Below are 21,435 nucleotides of genomic sequence, written 5' to 3' on the forward strand. Positions count from 1 at the left end.
GCCCCGCGGGTGTGCCCGGCGGGGCCGATCATCGGGTGCCCGGCCGACGTGTGGCGTCGGGCCGGGCCGGGGGTCAGGACTCGCCGGCTCCCTCGAGGGCCAGCCGGATGAGTTCGTCGGCGTCCATCAGCGCGATCGACGCGCCGGCGTCGGCGGCCGGCGGGTCGCCGCCGCGCAGCGCGGCCGGCTCCGGCGCGGCGCCGTGCTCCGGGGTGCTCTCCGGTGCGTCGGCCGATTCCGGCGCGAGGTCTTCGAGCAACCGCCGGCCGAGTTCGGCCGGAGAGGGGTGGTCGAAGATCAGCGTGGCGGGCAACCGCAGTCCGGTGTCCGCGGTGAGGCGGTTGCGCAACTCCACGGCGGTGAGCGAGTCGAAGCCCAGGTCCCGGAAGGCCCGGTCCGGATCCACCGCGCCCGCCGAGCCGTGGCCCAGGACCGCGGCGACATTGGCCCGAACCAGGTCGACGAGCAGTTCCTCGCGGTCCGCCGAGGACAGCCCGGACAGGCGCTGCGCCAGGGAGGGGCCGGTAGCCGTCGCTTCGGTCGACGCGGTGCGCCGGGCCGGCCCTCGGGCGAGGCCGCGCAGGATCGGCGCCACCCGGCCGGTCCGGAGCACACTGCCGTCGATGCGCACCGGGGCCAACAGCGCCTCGTCGCTGCCGCGGGCGGCGTCGAAGAGGGCGAGTCCCAACTCGGGCGCCATCGGCAGGATGCCGCCGCGCCCCATCCGGGCCACGTCCGCCTCGGCGAGTTCGCCGGTCAGCCCACTGGCCCGGGCCCACAGACCCCAGGCCAGCGAGGTGGCGGTCAGGCCATGGGCGCGCCGGTCCTGGGCGAGCGCGTCCAGGAACGTGTTGGCGGCGGCGTAGTTGGCCTGTCCGGCGCTGCCGACCAGACCCGCGAGGGAGGAGAAGAGTACGAAGGCGGAGAGGTCGTGGTCGGCGGTCAGTTCGTGCAGGTTGATCGCGCCGTCGACCTTGGACCGCAGTACCCGGGCCAGTCGCTCGGCCGTCATCGACTCGACCATGCCGTCGTCCAGGACACCGGAGGCGTGCACCACGCCGGTGAGCGCACGTCCGTCCGGGATGCGGGCCAACACCGCGGCCAACGCCTCCCGGTCCGCCGCGTCACACGCCTCGACGACGACGTCCGCGCCGAGTTCGGTGAGTTCGGCCGCCAACTCGGCCGCGCCGGGCGCGTCCGGGCCTCGACGGCCGGCCAACACCAGGCTTCGCACGCCGTGTTCGACCACGAGATGGCGGGCCACCAGACCACCCAGGGTGCCGGTTCCGCCGGTGATCAGCACCGTGCCGTCCGGGTCGGGCGGCACCGGCATCCGCAACACCAACTTGCCCGTGTGCCGCGCCTGCGACATGAACCGGAACGCCTCCGGCGCCCGCCGCACATCGAACGACCGCACCACGATCGGCACGAGCGCACCCGATTCGAACAACGGCAGCAACACCGCGAACAACTCCGCGACCCCGTCCGCACCGGCCGCCTCGACCAGATCGAACGCCTCGTACGAGACCACCCCCGGATGCGCGGCCCGGACCACGTCCACGTCCCGCACGTCCGTCTTGCCCATCTCCACGAACCGGCCGCCGTCGGCGACCAGTCGCAACGACGCGTCCACGAACTCACCCGCAAGCGAGTTCAACACCACATCCACCCCGCGACCACCGGTCGCCGCACGGAACCGCTCCTCGAAGTCCAGAGTCCGCGACGAGGCGATGTGCGCATCGTCCAGACCCAAACCACGCAACGCGTCCCACTTGCCCTCACTCGCCGTCGCAAACACCTCGGCACCCAGATGACGCGCGATCTGCACCGCCGCCATCCCCACACCACCCGCACCGGCATGGATCAACACCGAATCGCCCGCGCCCAACCGGCCCAGTCGAGCCAGCCCGTAGTACGCCGTCAGGAAGGCCACCGGCACCGACGCCGCCTGTTCGAAGGACCAACCGTCCGGCACCTTCGCCAGCATCCGGTGATCGGCGACGGCATGCGGGCCGAAGCCGCCGGCGAACATCCCCAGGACGCGGTCCCCGGCCTCGAATCCCGGTACCCCGGACCCGACTTCGGTGACCACGCCGGCGCCTTCGCCGCCCATCGTCGCGGCATCGGGATACATCCCCAGTGCGATCAGCACGTCCCGGAAGTTCAGGCCCGCGGCCCGTACCGCGATCCGCACCTGCCCCTCCCCCGGTGCCCCGTCCGCCGGGGCGACCGAGGACGGGACCAGGGCGAGGTTCTCCAGTGTCCCGGCGCGGATCGTGTCCAGCCGCCACGGGCCCGCCGGTGGCAACAGGGCCGCGGACCCGCCGATCCGACCGAGTCGGGGGGCATACAACGCGCCGTCACGCACCGCGAGTTGCGGCTCGCCCAGTGCGAGCGAGGCGCGAACCGCGGTGGGCGACAACGCCCGGGAGGCGGCACGCGCGTCCGTGTCGATCAGGACACAGCGGTCCGGGTGCTCGCTCTGCACCGAGCGCACCAGCCCGACGATCGCGGCCCGGCCGAGGTCGGCGACGGTTTCCCCGGGCCCGGTGGCCACCGCGCCGCACGTGCGCACCACGAGGCGGGAGTCGGCCAGGCGGGGGTCCGCGATCCAGGATCGGAGGTCGGCCAGGGCCCCGGCGGTGCTCGCGTGCACCCGCTCGGCCAGGCTCGCGGGCTGCGCGGCGGGCTCCCCCGGGGTGCCGTCGCTCGGCGTCAGGAAGGCGAAGTCCGGTATCGGCGACCCCGCTTCGACGGCGGCGCCGAGGGCGGCGGGGTCCGGGTACACGGCCGGGACGATGCCCGCGTCGGCGAGATCGGCGAGCAGGTCGTCGACGCCCGGGGTGCCGGGTGTGCCGAGCACCGCCCAGGTGTCCGCGGCGGTGCCGGTGTCGGGTGCGGTCACCGGCTTCCAGTCGACGGTGAACAGCGCGTCGCGGGTGACGTCCCGACCGCCGGCGATCCGATCCACGGCGACGGGGCGCAACACGAGCGAGTCGACGCGCAGGACGGGAGCGCCCGCATGGTCGGCCACCAGCACGGTGACCGTGTCGGTGCCCTCGGGGATGAGCCGCACCCGCAGCCGCCGGGCGCCGGAGGCGTGCAGCGCGACGCCGGTCCAGGTGAACGGCAGCAAAATCCTGGCGTCCCGGCCGCCGGAGCCGGCCAGGCCGTACGCCTGGAGCGCGCCGTCCAACAGGGCCGGATGCAGGCCGTATCGCCCGGCCTCCTCGCGTTCGCGTTCGCCGAGCGCGACCTCCGCGTACACCTCGGTGCCGACCCGCCAGACCTGTTGCAGGCTTTGGAAGGCGGGCCCGAAGGCGTAGCCGGAGGCGCGGGCCTGCGTGTAGAAGTCGGCGGTGTCGAGCGGGACGGCTTCCGCCGGCGGCCAGGTGGTCAGGTCGAAGTCGGCGCTGCCGGCGGTCGGGGCGAGCAGGGCACTGGCGTGCCGTTCCCAACCGGCGTCGTCCTCGGCCCGATCGGCGGCGGGGCGGGAGTGCACGGTGAGACCGCGGCGGCCGGTGTCGTCGGGCGGACCGACCACGATCTGGATCCGTACTCCGCCGGTCGGCGGCAGGATCAGCGGGGCTTCCAGGGTCAGTTCGTCGAGTCGGCCGCAGCCCGCCTCGTCGGCCGCGCGGATCGCCAGGTCCACGAACGCGGTGCCGGGCAGCAGGACGGTGCCGGCCACGGCGTGGTCGTCGAGCCACGGGTGGGTGCGTCGGGAGATCAGGCCGGTCAGGACCAGGTGGCCGAGGTCGGACAGGGTGGTGCCGGCCAGCAGCAGCGGGTGGTCGACGGGGGCGAGTCCCAGTTCGCCGGCGTCGCCCGCACCGGACCGGCCGGTACCGGACTCCAGCCAGTACCGCCGGTGCTGGAACGCGTAGGTCGGCAGCGGGATGCGTCGGCCGAAGCCGGTGCCCAGGACCGTGTGCCAGGCGACCGGCAGTCCGTGCACGTGGGCCTCGGCGAGCGAGCCGAGGAATCGTTCGACGTCCGGCTCGTCGCGGCGCAGCGTGCCGAACGCCACGGCGTTGCGGTCCGTTTCGTCGAGTACCTCCTCGATGCCGGCGACCAGCACGGGGTGGGCGCCGACCTCGACGAACGCGGTGTGTCCGGCTTCGACCAGGGCGCGCACGGTCTCCTCGAAGCGCACGGTCTGCCGGAGATTGCGGTACCAGTAGTCGGCGTCGAGGTTGGTGGTGTCCAGCCGGCCGGCAACGACCGTCGAGTGGAAGGGGATGCGCGCCGGGCGGGGTTCGATCCCGGCGAGCACGTCGGCGAGCCGGTCGCGGATCTCCTCGACGTGCGCGCTGTGCGAGGCGTAGTCGACGGGGATGCGGCCATGCCGGACACCCTCGGCCTCGCACTGGGTGATCAGTTCGTCCAGGGCCGCGGTGTCGCCGGAGACCACGGTGGAGCCGGGGCCGTTGATCGCGGCGACCGACAGCCGTCCGTGCCATCGGTCCAGGCGGGCGGTGACCTGCGCGGCCGGTTCGCCGACGGAGAGCATGCCGCCGCGGCCGGACAGGGCGGTGATGGCCCGGCTGCGCAGGGCGGCGATCCGGGCGGAGTCGGCCAGGCTCAGGGCGCCCGCGATGTAGGCCGCGGCGATCTCGCCCTGCGAGTGTCCGACCACGGCGGCGGGTTCGACGCCGCACGAGCGCCACAGTTCGGCCAGCGCGATCATCACGGCCCACAACACGGGCTGGAGCACGTCGACGCGCGCGAACCACGCCTGGGCGGTTTCGGCGTCGGCACGCAGCACCTCTTCGAGGGACCAGTCCACGTACGGGGCCAGGGCCTGCTCGCAGGCGGCGATCTGTGCGGCGAACACCGGTGCGCCGTCCAGCAGTTCGAGTGCCATGCCGGCCCATTGCGAACCCTGGCCGGGGAAGACGAACACGACCCGTTCGCCGTGCCGGGCCTGGCCCTGGACGACCGAGGCGGCCGGGGTGCCCGCGGCCAGGCTCGCCAGCCCGTGCAGCAGCCCCTCGCGGTCGTCGGCCCGAACGACGGCGCGATGCGGCAGGGCCGAGCGGGTGGTGTGCAGCGAGTGGGCCAGGTCGGGCAGCGCGATGCCGTGCCCGGAGTCGTCGTCCAGGTGGGCGGCCAGCCGGGCGGCCTGGGCGCGCAGTGCCTCGGGGCTTTTCGCGGAGACGAGGAACGGCAGGACGGTGGGGTCGGGCAGTACGGGTGTTTCGGAATCCGACTCCGACTCCGACTCCGACGCGGACGCGGGTTCGGCCGGGCCGGCGTGCGCGTCGATCGTCTCGGGGGCCTGCTCCAGGATCAGGTGCGCGTTGGTCCCGCTGATCCCGAAGGACGAGACGCCGGCGCGGCGCGGTTCCGCGCCCGCGGGCCAGTTCCTGGCCTCGGTCAGCAACTCGACGGCGCCGGCGGACCAGTCCACGTGCGGGGTCGGCTCGTCCACGTGCAGGGTCTTGGGCAGCACGCCGTGGCGCATCGCCATCACCATCTTGATGATCCCGGCTGCGGCGGCGGCCGACGTGGTGTGCCCGATGTTGGACTTCACCGAGCCGATCCACAGCGGCCGTTCGGGGTCGCGACCACTGCCGTACGTGGCGATCAACGCCTGGGCCTCGATCGGGTCGCCGAGGGTGGTGCCGGTGCCGTGTGCCTCGACCGCGTCGATCTGCTCGGCGGCCAGCCCCGCATCGGCGAGGGCGGCCCGGATCACCCGCTGCTGGGAGGGACCGTTGGGCGCGGTCAGCCCGTTGCTGGCGCCGTCCTGGTTGATCGCGCTGCCGCGGATGACGGCGAGCACCGGGTGGCCGTTGCGCCGCGCCTCGTCGAGCCGTTCCACCAGCAGGATGCCGACGCCCTCGGACCAGCCCATGCCGTCGGCCGACGCGGCGAACGGCTTGCAGCGTCCGTCGCCGGCCAGGGCCCGCTGTCGGCTGAACTCCACGAAGCCGCCCGGCGTCGAGGTCACCGACACGCCGCCGGCCAGGGCCAGCGAGCACTCGCCGCGGCGCAGCGCCTGGACCGCCAGGTGCAGCGCCACCAGCGAGGACGAGCAGCCGGTGTCCACGGTCAGCGCCGGGCCTTCGAGGCCGAACAGGTAGGACAGCCGCCCGGAGATCACACTGCCCGCGTTGCCGGTGAGCACGTAGCCCTCGATGCCTTCGGGCATGCGCGCCACGTCGGTGCCGTATCCGGTGGGGGTGCCGCCGACGAAGACGCCGGTGGCGCTGCCGCGCAGCGCGTCCGGATCGATGCCCGCGCGCTCGAACAGTTCCCACGTGGTCTCCAGGAGGAGACGTTGTTGCGGGTCCATGGCGAGTGCCTCGCGGGGGCTGATGCCGAAGAAGTCGGCGTCGAAGTCCCCTGCGGCGTCCAGGAATCCGGCTTCGTTGGTGTAGAAGGTGCCGGGCCGGTCGGGGTCCGGGTGGTAGAGCCCTTCGACGTCCCAGCCGCGGTCGGTGGGGAACCCGCCGACCGCGTCGGTGCCGGCCGCGATCAGGTTCCAGAACTGTTCCGGGTCGGTGACGCCGCCGGGGAAGCGGCAGGCCATCGCGACGATCGCCACCGGCTCGTCGTCGCGGATCGCCGATCGCGCGGCGGGAAGGGCGGCACGATCCTGGCTACCACCGAGCGAGATCAGGATGTGTTTGGCGAGCACCTGCGAGGTGGGGTAGTCGAAGACCAGCGTGGTGGGCAGCGCCAGGCCGGTCTCGGCGTTGAGCCGGTTGCGCAGGTCGACGGCGGTGAGCGAGTCGAAGCCGAGGTCGCGGAAGGCCCGGTCGGCGGGCACGGCCGCGGGGGCGGTGTGGCCCAGGACCTTGGCGACCTGGGTGCGGACGGTGTCCAGGACGATCGCGTCGCGTTCGGCGGGGGTGACCTCGGCGAGCCGGCGGGCCAGGTCGCTGTTCGCGGCTGCGCCGTCGTCGCGGCCCGCGGCCGCGGTCGTCACCCGTTGGGCGTCCGGGAGTTCGCTGAACAGCGGGCTTGGCCGCAGGGCGGTGAAGCCGGTGATGAATCGTTCCCAGTCGATGTCGGCGGCGACCACGACCGTGTCGTCCAGTTCCAGGGCGCGGTCCATCGCGGCGATGGCGGTGCGCGGGTCGATCATGCGTACGCCGCGGCTGGCCAGGATCTCGTGGGCCCGCTCGTCGTCGGCCATGCCGGCGCCCGCCCACGGGCCCCAGACGATCGAGGTCGCGGTCGCGCCGCGCGAACGGCGGTGTTCGGCAAGCGCGTCCAGGTAGGCGTTCGAGGACGCGTAGACGCCCTGCATGCCGCTGCCCCACAGGCCGGAGATCGAGGAGAAGAGTACGAACGCGTCGAGCGGTCGGTCGCCCAGGACGCTGTCCAGCACCGCCGCACCGGCCACCTTGCCCGCGGCGAGCCGGGCGCTCTCGGCCAGGTCGGTGTCGGCGAGCGCGCTGGCCTGACCGAGGCCGGCCGCGTGTACGACCACCCGTAGCGGCGGGCCGTCGGCGTCGATCTCGGCGACCAGTCGGGTCACCGCGTCGTGGTCGGCCATGTCACACGAGGCGACGGTGACCTGTGGGCCCAACGCGGCCAGTCGGTCGGCGAGTTCGCGGGCGCCGGGGGCGGCGGGTCCGGCCCGGCTGGTCAGCACGAGTCGCTCGGCGCCGTTCTCGGCGGCCCATTGCGCGACCTGGGCGCCCAGCCCGCCGGTGCCACCGGTGACCAGGACGGTCCCGGTGGGCCGCGGGTCGCGCACCGGTGTCCGGTCGGCGGCCGAGGCGCGGACCAACCGGCGGACCAGGACGCCGGAGTCGCGCACGGCGACCTGGTCCTCGCCGGAGGCACCGGCCAGGACGCCGACCACACGGGCCCAGGCACGGGCGTCGGGCCGGTCGGGCAGGTCGACCAGCCCGCCCCACAGTCGGGGGAACTCCAGACCCACCACCCGGCCGATGCCCCAGACCCGGCCCTGGGCCGGGTGGGTCAGCGCGTCCCAGGTCGCCACCGAGACCGCGCCGCGGGTCAGGCACCACAGGGGGCCGCCCGGTTCGGTGTCCGCGAGGGCCTGGGCCAGCACGATCGTGGCGGCCACGCCGTGCGAGAGCGCCGGATGATCCTCGCGGGCCCCTTCCTCCGGACCCAGCAGCGAGATCACCCCGGAGAAGCCCTCGTCCGGCGACTCCGCGCGGACCGCGGCGATCCGCTCGGCCAGCGGTCCGCGGTCGACGTCGGCCGCGATGACCGGCAATTGCACCACCCGCGCGCCGTGTGCGCTCAGCGCCGCCACGCACTGCGCCGCGAGGGTCGGGTCGGTCGCGTCCTCGGCCGACACCACGAGCCAGGTGCCGTCGAGCCGCGCGCCGCGGGTGTCGGTCGCCGGGCGCCAGATCACCCGGTAGCGCCAATCGTCGACGGTCGCGCCGAGGCGGCGGCCGTCGCGCCAGGCGGCCAACGAGTCGATCGCCGGCGCCAACTCGGCCCGGCCGGACGCGCCGGTCACCCCGAGCATGGTCACCAGGGCATCGAGGTCACGGCCTTCGACCGCCGCCCAGAAGCGCGCCTCCCCCGGCGTCGCACTCGCCTCGGCGTCGGCGGGCACCACCACCTCGACGGGTGCGGACTCCAACCAGAATCGTTCGCGCTGGAAGGTATAGGTGGGCAGGTCGGTCCGGGCCGCACCGGGCCGGGCGAGCAGCGCACTCCAGTCCACGTCGACGCCGCTCGCGTACGCCCGGGCGAGGGCGGTGACGAAGCCCGCGGTGCTGTCCTGGTCGCGGTGCAGGGTTCCCAGTGCGAGCGCCCGGGCGTCGGCGGCTTCGATCGTGCCCAGCAGGGCCGTGGTCAGTACGGGGTGGGCGCTGGCCTCGATGAACGCGTCGTGGCCCTGCCGGAGCAGCAGCCGGACCGTCTCCTCGAAGCGCACGGTCTCGCGCAGGTTGGTGTACCAGTACTCCGCGTCCAGGGTGCCGGTCTCCACCCGGTCGGCGGTCACCGCCGAGTAGAACGGCACCGCGGCCGCAGTCGGTCGGATGTCGGCCAGCTCGATCAGCAGCCGTTCGCGGATCGACTCGACCCGGGCGGAGTGCGAGGCGTAGTCCACCGGGACCCGGCGCGCCCACACGTCCGCGCGCTCGCAGTCCGCGAGCAGTTCGTCCAGGGCGGCCGACTCGCCGGACACCGTCACCGATGCCGGACCGTTGACCGCGGCGACCGAGATCCGGCCGGCGTAGTCCGCGAGCAGTTCCGCCACCCGCTCGGCGGGGGCGCCGATCGAGGCCATTCCGCCGTCGCCGGGCAGCGCCAGGATGGCCTTGCTGCGCAGTGCCACGACCTTCGCGCCGTCCTGCAGCGACAACGCGCCCGCGACGCACGCGGCGGCGATCTCGCCCTGCGAGTGGCCCACCACCGCGGCGGGCTCGACGCCGAAGGAGCGCCACAGTTCGGCCAGCGCCACCATCACCGCCCACAACACGGGCTGGACGATGTCGACCCGGTTCAGCCACTCCTCGGATTCCGAGCGCAGGATCGCCGTCGGCGACCAGTCCACGAAGGGCGCCAACGCGCTCTCGCAGGCGGCGAACCGCTCGGCGAACACGGGTGCGGAGTCCAGCAGTTCGGCGGCCATGCCCAGCCACTGCGAACCCTGGCCGGGAAACACCAGCACCGGTCGCGTCACCGAGCGGGCCGTGCCGCACAGCACGTGTGGTCCGGGCTCCCCCGCGGCGAGCGACTCCAGGCCGGTGAGCAACTGCGCGCGGTCGGCGGCCAGGACGACGGCTCGATCGTCGAGGGCGGAGCGGTGCACGGCCAGGGTGAGGGCGATGTCCGGCAGCGTGCTGCCGGGCTCGGTCCGCAGGTGGCGGGCCAGTTCGCCGGCGTGGGCGCGCAATCCGGCTTCGCCGCGGGCGGACACCACGAAGGGCAGCGGCCCGGACCGGGCGTCGTGCGGCGCGCCGGCGACCGGGCCGTCCTCGGCCTGCGGATGGGCGGGCTCGGGGCGGGCCTCCTCCAGGATCACGTGGGCGTTCGTACCGCTGGCCCCGAAGGCGGACACGCCGGCCCGACGCGGTTCGCCGGCCGCCGGCGGCCAGGCGACGGTGTCGGTCAGCAGTTCGACCGCGCCGGACGACCAGTCCACGCGCGGCGTCGGCTCGTCCACGTGCAGGGTCCCGGGCAGCGTGCCGTGGCGCATCGCCATGACCATCTTGATCACGCCGGCCACTCCGGCCGCGGCCTGCGTGTGGCCGAGGTTGGACTTCACCGCGCCCAGGCGCAACGGCCGGTCGGGCGCGCGGCCGGGCCCGTAGCTCGCGATCAGCGCCTGGGCCTCGATCGGGTCGCCCAGCCGGGTGCCGGTGCCGTGCGCCTCCACCGCGTCGATGTCCGCGGGAGCCAACCCCGCGTTGGCGAGCGCCTGTTCGATCACCCGCTGTTGCGAGGGGCCGTTGGGCGCGGTCAGGCCGTTGCTCGCGCCGTCCTGGTTGACCGCGCTGCCGCGCACCACCGCCAACACGGGGTGGCCTCGGCGGCGCGCGTCGGAGAGCCGTTCGACCAGGAGCATGCCCACGCCCTCGGCCCAGCCGGTGCCGTCGGCCGCGGCCGCGAACGGCTTGCACCGTCCGTCGGCGGACAGTCCGCGCTGGCGACTGAACTCGATGAACGCGGCCGGGGTGGCCATCACGGTGACCCCGCCGGCCAGCGCCATCGTGCACTCGCCGCCGCGCAGCGCCTGTACCGCCAGGTGCAGTGCCACCAGCGAGGACGAGCACGCGGTGTCCACGGTCACCGCGGGGCCTTCGAGGCCCAGCACGTAGGACACCCGACCGGACATCACGCTGCCGACGCTGCCGGTGAGCGCGTAGCCCTCGACGCCCTCGGGCATGCGCTCCACGCCGGCTCCGTAGCCGGTGGGGGTGCCACCGACGAACACGCCGGTCGAACTGCCCTTGAGGGTGCGCCGGTCGATCCCGGCGCGTTCGAACGCCTCCCAGGAGGTCTCCAGGAGCAGCCGCTGCTGCGGGTCCATCGCCAGTGCCTCGCGCGGCGAGATGCCGAAGAACGTCGGGTCGAACTCGCCCGCGCCGTCCAGGAATCCACCCTCGTGCGCATAGCTGGTCCCCAGGTGGTCGGGGTCGGGGTGATACAGCTCCTCGACCGGCCAGCCGCGGTCCAGGGGGAACCCGCCGACCGCGTCCACCCCGTCGGCGACCAGTCGCCACAGGTCCTCGGGCGAACGGATGCCGCCGGGATAGCGGCAGGACATGCCGACGACGGCGATCGGCTCGGGTCGTTCCAACTCCGCGATGCGGGCGTGGGCCCGCTGGAGGTCGACCGTCGCGCGCTTGAGGTAGTCCCGCAGCCTGTCTTCGCTGCCGCTCATGAGGGGTCACCTTTCGGGGCCTGCCCGGGGGCTTCGAGATGGTGGTCGAGCAGGGCGAACAGTTCGTCGTCGGAGGCGGTCTCGACGCCCGCCCCGTCCGATGCCGCGAGGTCGTCCCGGTCCAGTGCGGCGAGCCGTTCCACGAAGCGCCGCATGCGCAGCGCGACCCGGGCCCGGACCTGCGGATCCTCGTCCGCCACCCGGCCGAACGCGACCTCCAGCCCGTCGAGTTCGGCCAGCACCGGGGCGAGTACCGAGACGTCGTCGCCGGTCAGCGCGGCCCGCAGCCGGGTGGCCAGGTCGGTGGGGGTGGGATGGTCGAACACCAGCGTGCTCGGCAGGTCGACGCCGGTCGCCCGGCTGAGTCGATCCCGCAGTTCGACGGCGGTCAGCGAGTCGAACCCCAGGTCGCGGAACGCCTGGTCGGCCTGCACTCCGCCGGCCGAGGTGTGGCCCAGTACCGCCGCGACCTCGCCGCGCACCAGGTCCAGCAGGATCGTCTCGCGCTCCACGGCCCCGGCCGCCGCCAGCCGACCGGCCAGGCCGGGGTCGGCCGCACCCGGGCCGCCGGCCGGAGCGGCCCGCGCGGCGAGGGCGGCGCCGACCTCGGGCAGGTCGCCCAGCAGCGGGCTGGGGCGCAGCGAGGTGAAGCGCGGCGCGAACGTGTGCCAGTCCACGTCGGCGACGACCACGTCGGTGTCCGCCAGACCCACCGCGTGGGCCATCGCGGCCACGGCGTCCGCTGCGGGCATCGCGCGCAGGCCGCGCCGGGCGAGTTGGTCCCCTTCGTCGTGCTCGGCCATGCCGCCGCCGCCCCACGGTCCCCAGGCGATCGAGGTCGCGGTCAGGCCGCGGGCGCGCCGGTCCAGGGCCAGCGCGTCCAGGTGTGCGTTGGCGGCTCCGTACACGCCTTGCGCGCCGCTGCCCCAGACTCCGGCGATCGAGGAGAACAGCACGAACGCGTCCAGCGGTCGATCCGCCAGCACGGCGTCCAGGTTGACCGCGCCTGCGGCCTTGCCCGCGGTGATCCGGGCGGAGTCGACGAACGAGGTGTCCGTGATCGGCGCGGCCTGGGTCACCCCGGCGGCGTGCACCACCGCGCGCAGCGGCGGCCCGTCGGCGTCGATCCGGTCCACCAGGCGCCGCACCGCGCTCCGGTCGGCCACGTCGCAGGTCTCGATCAGCACCTGGGCGCCGAGCGCGGTCAGTTCGGCCGCGAGCTCCTCGGCTCCGGGGGTGTCCGCGCCCCGGCGGCCCGCCAGGACCAGGCGTTGCGCGCCCGCGGTCGCCGCCCAGCGCGCCACGTGCGCGCCCAAGCCGCCGGTGCCGCCGGTGATCAGGACGGTGCCCGCGGGCTGCCAGGCGGGTTCGTCGGTCGCGGCCGGCGACGCGGCGCGGGCCAGCCGGCGTACCTGCACGCCGTCGGGGCGGATCGCCACCTGGTCCTCGGCGCCGTGGGCGATCACGTCCACGAGCCGGGACCAGACGTCGGCGTCCTCGGCGGGCGCGTCCGGGCCGGCGTCGGCCGAGGGCCGGGCCGCGACCGGGAGGTCCACGAGGCCGCCCCAGCCGCCGGGCAGTTCGAGCGCGGCACCACGACCGAGCCCCCAGATCTGGGCCTGGTCCGGGTGCACGACCGGATCGCCGGCCGCGGTGGACACGGCGCCGAAGGTCAGGCACCACACCCTCCCGCCCGGGTCGGCGTCGGCGTGGGCCTGCACGAGGGCCAGGGTGGCCGCCGGCGCGTGGTTGAGACCGGGCAGGTCGGCCCGTTCACCCGGCAGGTCGGCCAGGAGCGAGAGCACTCCCTCGACGGCGCCGCAGCCGCGCAGCCGCTCGGCCAGCTCGGCCCGGTCGTAGCGCGTCGCGTCGACATCGAGCCGGCGCACCACCGCGCCGCGCCGTTCGAGGGCCCGCACGCACGCGTCCGCGTCCGGGCTCGCCGGCCGGCTCACCACCACCCACGTGCCGAACGGTTGCGCGCCCGAATGTCCGGCCCAGGGTGTCCACCGGGTGCGATAGCGCCAGGTCTCCGGGTCCTGCGACGCGCCGCCGGGGCGGGAATCGGGCAGCGGGTCCAGCCAGTAGCGCTGCCGCTGGAACGGATAGGTGGGCAGGTCGACCGCGTCGCCGCGGCCGGTGAGGAGCACGGGCCAGTCCACCGGTGTCCCGTGCACGTGCAGCGCGCCGAGCGCGGCGACCGACGTGGCCCGTTCCGATCGCCCCCGGCGCAGCACCGGCACGGCGGGCGTGTCCGCGGTCGGGCCCATACATTCGCGGGCCATCGCAGTCAACACCGCGTCCGGGCCGACTTCCAGCAGTATCGACCCGCCCCGGGCGGCCACCGCGGCGACACCTTCGGCGAAGCGCACCGGCTCGCGGACCTGGCGCACCCAGTAGTCCGGGTTCGTCAACTCGCCCCGGTCGGCGAGCGTGCCGGTGAGGTTGGCGACCACCGGGATCCGCGGGTCGGCGTACGAAACCCCTTCCAGGACCGTGCGGAACTCGGCGAGCATCGGCTCCATCCGGGCCGAGTGGAAGGCGTGGCCGACCGCGAGTCGCTTGGTGCGGCGACCCTGCTCGGCGAACCGGGCGGCGACGGCCAGGACGGCGTCCTCGTCGCCGGAGAGCACCGCGGACGTCGGCGCGTTGACCGCGGCCACACCCACCGCGGCCGACCCGTCCAGCGCCGCCCGCACCTCGTCCTCGGACGCCTGCACCGCCACCATCGCCCCACCGGCCGGCAACGCCTGCATCAACCGCCCACGCGCCGCCACCACCGCCGCCGCATCCTCCAGCGACCACACCCCCGCCACATGCGCGGCGGCCAGTTCGCCGATCGAGTGCCCGAGCAGGAACCCCGGCCGCACACCGAACGATTCGACCAACCGGAACAGCGCCACCTCGACCGCGAACAACCCGGCCTGGGTGAACACCGTCTCGTCCAACAAACCCTCGGTACCCGCCACCCCGAACACCACATCCCGCACCGAGTGGGCGACGTGTCCGGTCAGTTGCCGGTCCAGCTCGAACACGGCGGCGTCGAACGCCTCCGCGAACACCGGGTAGACGTCGTGCAGTTCACGCCCCATGCCGACCCGCTGACTGCCCTGCCCGCTGAACAGGAACACCGGGCGTCGGTCCGTACGGGCCAGGCCGACGGTCACCCCGCCGGCCCGGCCGTCCGCCGCGAGGTCGGCGAGCCCGGCGAGCAACTCGGCCCGGTCCGCGGCCGTCACCACGGCGCGATGGTCGAGCGCGGTACGGGTGCCGGCGAGCGCGGCGGCCAGGTCGGCGGGCGCGAGGTCGGCGCCGGCGCCGTCGAGGTACGCCCGCAGCCGTTCGGCCTGGGCCGCCAGGGCCTGCGGGGTCTTGGCGGAGAGCAGGTACGGCAACACCCCCGCATCGGCGCGGGGTTCGGTGGGCGCGAGGTCGGCCGGGTCGGGCGTGCGGTATTCGAGCACGGTGTGTGCGTTGGTCCCGCTGATCCCGAACGCCGACACCGCGGCGCGGCGCGGGCGGCCGGTGTCCGGCCAGGGGCGTGCCTCGGTGAGCAGTTCCACCGCGCCCTCGGTCCAGTCCACCTGCGGTGTCGGGGTGTCCACGTGCAGGGTTCCGGGCAGCACGCCGTGCCGCATGGCCATCACCATCTTGATCACCCCGGCCACCCCCGCCGCGGCGGTGGTGTGCCCGATGTTGGACTTGAGCGCGCCCAACCACAGCGGCTCGCCCGCGGGCCGTTCCCGGCCGTAGGTGGCGATCAGGGCCTGGGCCTCGATCGGGTCGCCGAGCGCGGTGCCGGTGCCGTGTGCCTCGACCGCGTCCACCTCGCGGGCGGTCAACCGGGCATTCGCCAGGGCCTGCCGGATCACCCGCTGCTGGGACGGACCGTTGGGCGCGGTCAGGCCGTTGCTGGCGCCGTCCTGGTTGACGGCCGAGCCGAGCACGGTGGCCAGCACGCGGTGGCCGTTGCGCCGCGCGTCGGAGAGTCGTTCGACCAGCAGCATGCCGATCCCCTCGGACCAGCCGGTGCCGTCGGCGGCGGCGGCGAACGGCTTGCAGCGGCCGTCGGCGGAGAGCACCCGCTGCCGGCTGAAGTCCACGAACAGTCCGGGGTTGGCCATCACCGTGACGCCGCCGGCCAGCGCCATGGTGCACTCGCCGGCCCGCAGCGCCTGGACGGCCAGGTGCAGCGAGACCAGGGACGAGGAGCACGCGGTGTCGATCGTGACGGCCGGTCCCTCCAGGCCGAAGGTGTAGGCGAGTCGGCCGGAGGCGACGCTGGCGGCGTTGCCGGTGCCCAGGTAGCCGCCGAGTTCGTCGGGCACCTCCATGCCGGCCAGGTAGCCGATGTTGGCGGCGCCGACGAAGACCCCGGTTGCCGAGCCGCGCAGCAGGTCGGGGTCGATCCCGGCCCGCTCGAACACCTCCCAGGAGGTCTCCAGCAGGAGGCGCTGCTGCGGGTCCATCGCCAGTGCCTCACGCGGCGAGATGCCGAAGAAGCCCGCGTCGAAGTCGGCCGCGTGCTCGACGAAGCCGCCCTCGCGCACGTAGCTGGTGCCGGGGTGGTCCGGGTCGGGGTGGTAGAGGCCGTCGACGTGCCAGCCGCGGTCGGTGGGGAATCCGGTCAGTCCGTCGCGGCCGTCGGCCAACATCCGCCAGAGGTCCTCGGGCGACCCGACGCCGCCGGGGAATCGGCAGGCCATCGCCACGATCGCGATCGGTTCGTGTTCGACCCCGCGGGCCGCCGCGGCGCGCGGGGCGACGGTGGCGGTCCCGGTCGTGGTGCCGAGCAGTTCGGTGCGCAGGTATCCGGCGAGCACGGCGCTGGTCGGGTAGTCGAAGACCAGGGTGGCCGGCAACCGTCGTCCGGTCAGCGCGGCCAGCCGGTTGCGCAGGTCGACCGCGATCAGCGAGTCGAAGCCCAGGCTCTTGAACGGGCTGTCGACGTCCACGGCTTCGGGGTCGTCGTGGCCGAGCACCGCGGCGACCTGGGATCGCACCAGGCCGATCAGGGTGCGTTCCTGTTCGGGCGTGTCCAGGGCGAGCAGGTCGTGCACGAAGCGCTCGGCGACCCGGCCGCCGCCGGCGGCGGCCGACGCGGTGCGCCGCACCGGGCCGCGGACCAGGCCGCGCAGCAGGCCCGGCAGCACCCCGGCGTCGGCCTGGGCGCGCAGGGCGGCCCGGTCCAGCCGCAGGGGCACCGCGAGCGGCTCGTCGGCCGCGGTCGCCCGGTCGAACAGGTCCAGCGCGGTCGCCGAGGACAGCGGGACGACGCCGGACCGGGCCATCCGCCGCAGGTCGGCCTCGGCGAGCCGGCCGGTCATGCCGCTGGCCTGCTCCCAGAAGCCCCAGGCCAGCGCGACGGCCGGCAGTCCCCGCGCATACCGGTGCTGGGCAAGCGAGTTGAGGAACGCGTTGGCGGCCACGTAGTTGCCCTGGCCCGCGCTGCCGAGCACGCTCGCGGCCGAGGAGAACAGCACGAACGCGGACAGGTCGTGCTCGTGGGTCAGTTCGTGCAGATTGATCGCGGCGTCGACCTTGGGCCGCAACACCGCGGCCAGCCGCTCGGGAGTCAGCGATTCGATGACGCCGTCGTCCAGGACTCCGGCGGCGTGCACGATCGCGCCCAGCGGCCGGTCCGCCGGGATCTCGGCGAGCAGTCGGGCCAGGGCCGGCCGGTCGGCGGCGTCGCAGGCGACGATCTCGGCGGTGGCGCCGAACTCGGCCAATTCGGCCCGCAATCGGGCGCAGCCCTCGGCGTCGGGTCCGGTACGGCTGGTGAGCAGCAGGTGCCGTACGCCGTGCGTGGCGGCCAGGTGGACGGCGATCAACCGGCCGAGGGTGCCGGTGCCGCCGGTGATCAGGACGGTGTCGCCGGCCCGGAACGGCCGGGTCGCCGGGTCGGCCGGATCGTGCCGGGCGGCCAGGCGCGCGCCGAGCAGGTCACTCCCGCGCACCGCGACGGCGGGTTCGCCGCAGCCCGGCACCGCGGCCAACCCCCGTGCCCGGAGCCCGGGTTCGACGGCGGTCAGGTCGGCCAGCACGAATCGGTCGGGGTACTCGGTCTGCGCGGAGCGCACCAGGCCCCACGCCGTGGCCGAGCGCAGGTCGGGCACGCCCTCGCCCGGCGCGACGGCCAGCGCGCCGCGCGTGGCCACCACCAGTAGGGACGTCTCGAAGCGGGGGTCGTCGACCCAGGTGCGCAGCACCGGCAGCAGCTCGCCGGCGGCGGCGTGGGCCGCCGCCGTCAGCGGTGCGTCGCCCGGCTCCACCGGATACACGACGGTGTCCGGCAGCGCGGCGCCGGAGTCCACCGCGGCGCCCAGAGCGGCCAGATCGGCGAAGGCGTGTACGTAGGCACCCGCGCCACGCAGCGCGTCCGCCAGGCCGCGGGGGTCGGTGCCGAGCACCGCCCAGGTCGCGTCGTCCGCCCCGGCGTCCTCGACGGCGGAGCCGATGTTCACCCAGTCGACCCGGTAGAGCGCGTCGTGCCCGGGCCCCGGGACCGGTCCCGACGTCGAGGAGCCGGGTCGGCCGGCGACGGTGCCGATCCGGGCCACCGGCTGCCCCGTGGTGTCGGCCAAAGACAACGTGTGCCGAACACCGCCGTCCGGGCCCTCGACTCGGCGCAGCCGCACCCGTACGGCCGTGGCGCCGGCCGCGTACAGCGCGATGTCGGCGAACGTGTCGGGCTCGGCGGATGCGTCGTCCCACCGGCGCAGGTGCAGTGCGGCGTCCAGCAGCGCGGGATGCAGGCCGTACCCGCCGGCGTCCTTGGCCTGCTCGTCGGGCAGGGCGATCTCGGCGAAGAGTTCCTCGTCCCGCCGCCACAACGCGCGCAGGCCGGCGACGGCGGGATCCGGGGTGTGCCCGGCGGCGGCCGAACGCTCGGGCCGGGCGCCGGGGTCCAGGGGTTCGGCGCCCGGCGGGGGCCAGCTCTGCTCGTCGGCTTCCGGGGCGGGCCGGCCGGGGCGCAGCAGGCCCTGTGCGTGCCGGGTCCAGGGCTGCGCGGCGTCCGCGTCGACCGGCCGGGAGAACACGGCGAGCGAACGGCGGCCGTCCGGTTCCGGGGCGCCGACCGCGACCTGGAGCCGGAGCGGGCCGGTCCCCGGTGACGGCGGCGTCTGGAGGGACAACGCCTCGATCCGGTCGCAGCCCGCCTCGTCGCCCGCGCGGACGGCCAGTTCGATCAGGGCTGCGGCGGTCGGTTGCCCGGCGTCGGCCGGCCCGGGGTCGGCGGCGAGCCGGCCGGTCAGCAGCAGCCCGCCGCCGTCGGCGAGGGTCGCGGTGGCGCCGAGCAACGGATGCCCCGCCGGCAGCAGTCCGAGGCCGGCGGCGTCGCGAGCGGTGTCGGCGGGGGCCTGGAGCCAGAAGCGGCGGCGCCGGAAGGGGTAGGTGGGCAGGTCGACCCGGCGCGCCGGGGCGGGGCGGCCGGCGAACAGGTACCGCCAGTCGACGGTGAGCCCGTACACGTGCGCGGCGGCCAGGGCCTCGGCGAAGCGGCCGGGCCCACCGGCGCCGCGCCGGAGCGTGTCGAGCACGACGGCGGGCGCGTCGGCGGCGCCGATGCCGTCCTCCAGCGCGACGGTGAGCACCGGGTGGGCGCTGATCTCGACGAAGGCGGTGTGCCCGGCGGCCAGCAGCGCGCCGACCGCTGCGTCGAAGCGCACCTGTTGCCGCAGGTTGTCGTACCAGTAGTCGCCGTCCAGCGCCGTGCCGTCCAGCAGCGCGCCGGTCGTCGAGGAGTAGTAGGGCACCGTGGCGCCGGTCGGCACGAGGCCGACGAGTTCCTTGCCGAGCCGGTCGCGGATCGCCTCGACCCGGGCCGAGTGCGAGGCGTAGTCCACCGGAACCCGGCGGGCCCACACGCCCTGGCCCTCGCACACGGCGAGGAGTTCGTCGATCGCGGGCTGGTCGCCGGCGACCGTCACCGAGTTGGGGCCGTTGACCGCGGCGACGGTCAGTTCTCCGTCGAGCGGCCCGATCAGCGCGTGGGCGCGGGAGGCGGACACCGACACCGAGACCATGCCGCCGGTGCCGGCCAGGTCCAGGATGGCCCGGCTGCGCAGCGCCACCACCTTGGCGCCGTCGGCCAGGGTCAGCGCGCCCGCGACGCAGGCCGCCGCGATCTCGCCCTGGGAGTGGCCCACCACGGCGGCGGGTCGCACGCCGTGGGTCTGCCAGAGCCGGGCCAGGGCGACCATCACGGCCCACAACACCGGCTGGACGACGTCGACCCGCTCCAGCCACTCCTCGTCCGGGGAGCGCAGCACCTCGGTGGTCGACCAGTCGACCCAGGGCGCCAACGCGTCTTGACACTCGGCGATCGAGGCGGCGAACTCGGGTGTGCTGTCCAGCAGTTCACGGGCCATCCCGGCCCACTGCGAGCCCTGGCCGGGGAAGACGAAAACCGGGCGCCGGTCCGATCCGGCGACGGCGACGGTGCCCTCGCCGCCGGCCAGCGCACGCAGCCGTTCGGCGAAGCCGTCGAGGTCCGCGGCGGTCAGGGCGGCCCGGCATTCCAGCGCCGACCTGGTGGTGGCCAGCGAGTAGGCGACGTCGTCGGGCGCGAGGTCGGGTTCGGCGGCGACGAAGGCGGCCAGGCGCTCGGCCTGGGCGCGCAGCCCTTCGTCGTCGCGTGCCGACAACACCCAGGGCGCGGGGGGCCGGGGCGCGGGTACGGGGTCCGGGGCGGGTTCGGCGGTCGACTCGGCGGCGGCCGGCGCCTGTTCGAGGATCACGTGCGCGTTGGTGCCGCTGATCCCGAACGAGGAGACGCCGGCCCGCCGGGGCCGGTCCTCGGTGTCGGGCCACGGTTGGGCCTCGGTGAGCAGGCGGACGGCCCCGGCCGACCAGTCGACGTGCGGCGACGGCTCGTCCACGTGCAGCGTCCGGGGCAACTGGTTGTGGCGCAGCGCGAGCACCGTCTTGATCACCCCGGCGATGCCGGCCGCCGCCTGGGTGTGGCCGAGGTTGGACTTGATCGCGCCCAGCCACAGCGGTCGATCCGGGTCGCGGTCCTGCCCGTAGGTGGCCAGCAGGGCCTGTGCCTCGATCGGGTCGCCGAGGGTGGTGCCGGTGCCGTGGGCCTCGACCGCGTCGATGTCGTTCGCGGTCAATCGGGCGTTGGCCAGGGCGTGCCGGATCACCCGGCGCTGGGAGGGGCCGTTGGGGGTGGTCAGGCCGCTGCTGGCGCCGTCCTGGTTGACCGCGCTGCCGCGCACCACCGCGAGTACCGGGTTGCCGTCGCGCCGCGCGTCGGAGAGCTTTTGCAGCAGGATCAGCCCGGCGCCCTCGGACCAGCCGGTGCCGTCCGCGGCGGCGGCGAACGCCTTGCACCGGCCGTCGGGGGCCATCCCGCGCTGCCGGCTGAACTCGCTGAACATGCCCGTGTTGGACATCACGGTGACACCGCCGGCCAGCGCCATGGTGCACTCGCCGGCGCGCAGCGCCCGGACCGCGAGGTGCAGGGCGACCAGGGAGGAGGAACACGCGGTGTCGACCGTGACGGCGGGACCTTCGAGCCCGTGGACGAAGGCGAGGCGACCGGACAGGACGCTGATGATGGTCCCGGTGCCCAGGTAGCCGCCGACGCTTTCCGGCACCTCCCGGAACCCGGTGCCGTATCCGGAGGAGCCGGCGCCGACGAACACCCCGGTACGGCTGCCCCGCAGCGCGGCGCGGTCCAGCCCGGCGCGTTCGAACAACTCCCAGCCCACTTCGAGCAGGACGCGCTGTTGCGGGTCCATCGCCAGCGCCTCGCGCGGGCTGATGCCGAAGAACTCGGGGTCGAAGTCGGCCGCATGGTCCAGGAAGCCGCCGTCGCGCACGTAGCTCTTGCCGGGGGCGTCCGGATCGGGGTCGTAGAGCCCCTCCAGGTCCCAGCCGCGGTCCCGGGGCAGCGGCCCGATCGCATCGCCGCCGGCGGCCAGCAGGCGCCACAGGTCCTCGGGCGAGGACACCCCGGCCGGGTAGCGACAGGCCATCGCGACGATCGCGATCGGCTCCGTCTCGCGCTGCTCGACGCGGCGCAACTCCGCCCGTGCGTCGTGCAGTTCCGCGGCCACCCGCTTGAGGTAGCCGACCAGCTTGTG

2 protein-coding genes are annotated in these 21,435 nt (G+C 74.9%); both read right to left on the reverse strand.

The features are described from left to right. Window positions 1-73 precede the first annotated feature (73 nt). Entirely contained in the window at window positions 74-11,338 is an 11,265-nt protein-coding gene (locus ACFXMF_RS28645; protein WP_379990932.1) for a type I polyketide synthase, read from the reverse strand. Continuing rightward, the gene (locus ACFXMF_RS28650; RefSeq protein WP_380020830.1) at window positions 11,335-21,408 is read right to left on the reverse strand and encodes a type I polyketide synthase; all 10,074 of its coding nucleotides are present in this window, start codon (window positions 21,406-21,408) and stop codon (window positions 11,335-11,337) included. The genes ACFXMF_RS28645 and ACFXMF_RS28650 overlap by 4 nt, the downstream gene beginning before the upstream one ends. Between the last annotated feature and the right edge of the window lie 27 nt (window positions 21,409-21,435).

The organism is Embleya sp. NPDC059213 (genome assembly GCF_042754445.1).
Classification (GTDB): Bacteria; Actinomycetota; Actinomycetes; order Streptomycetales; family Streptomycetaceae; genus Embleya.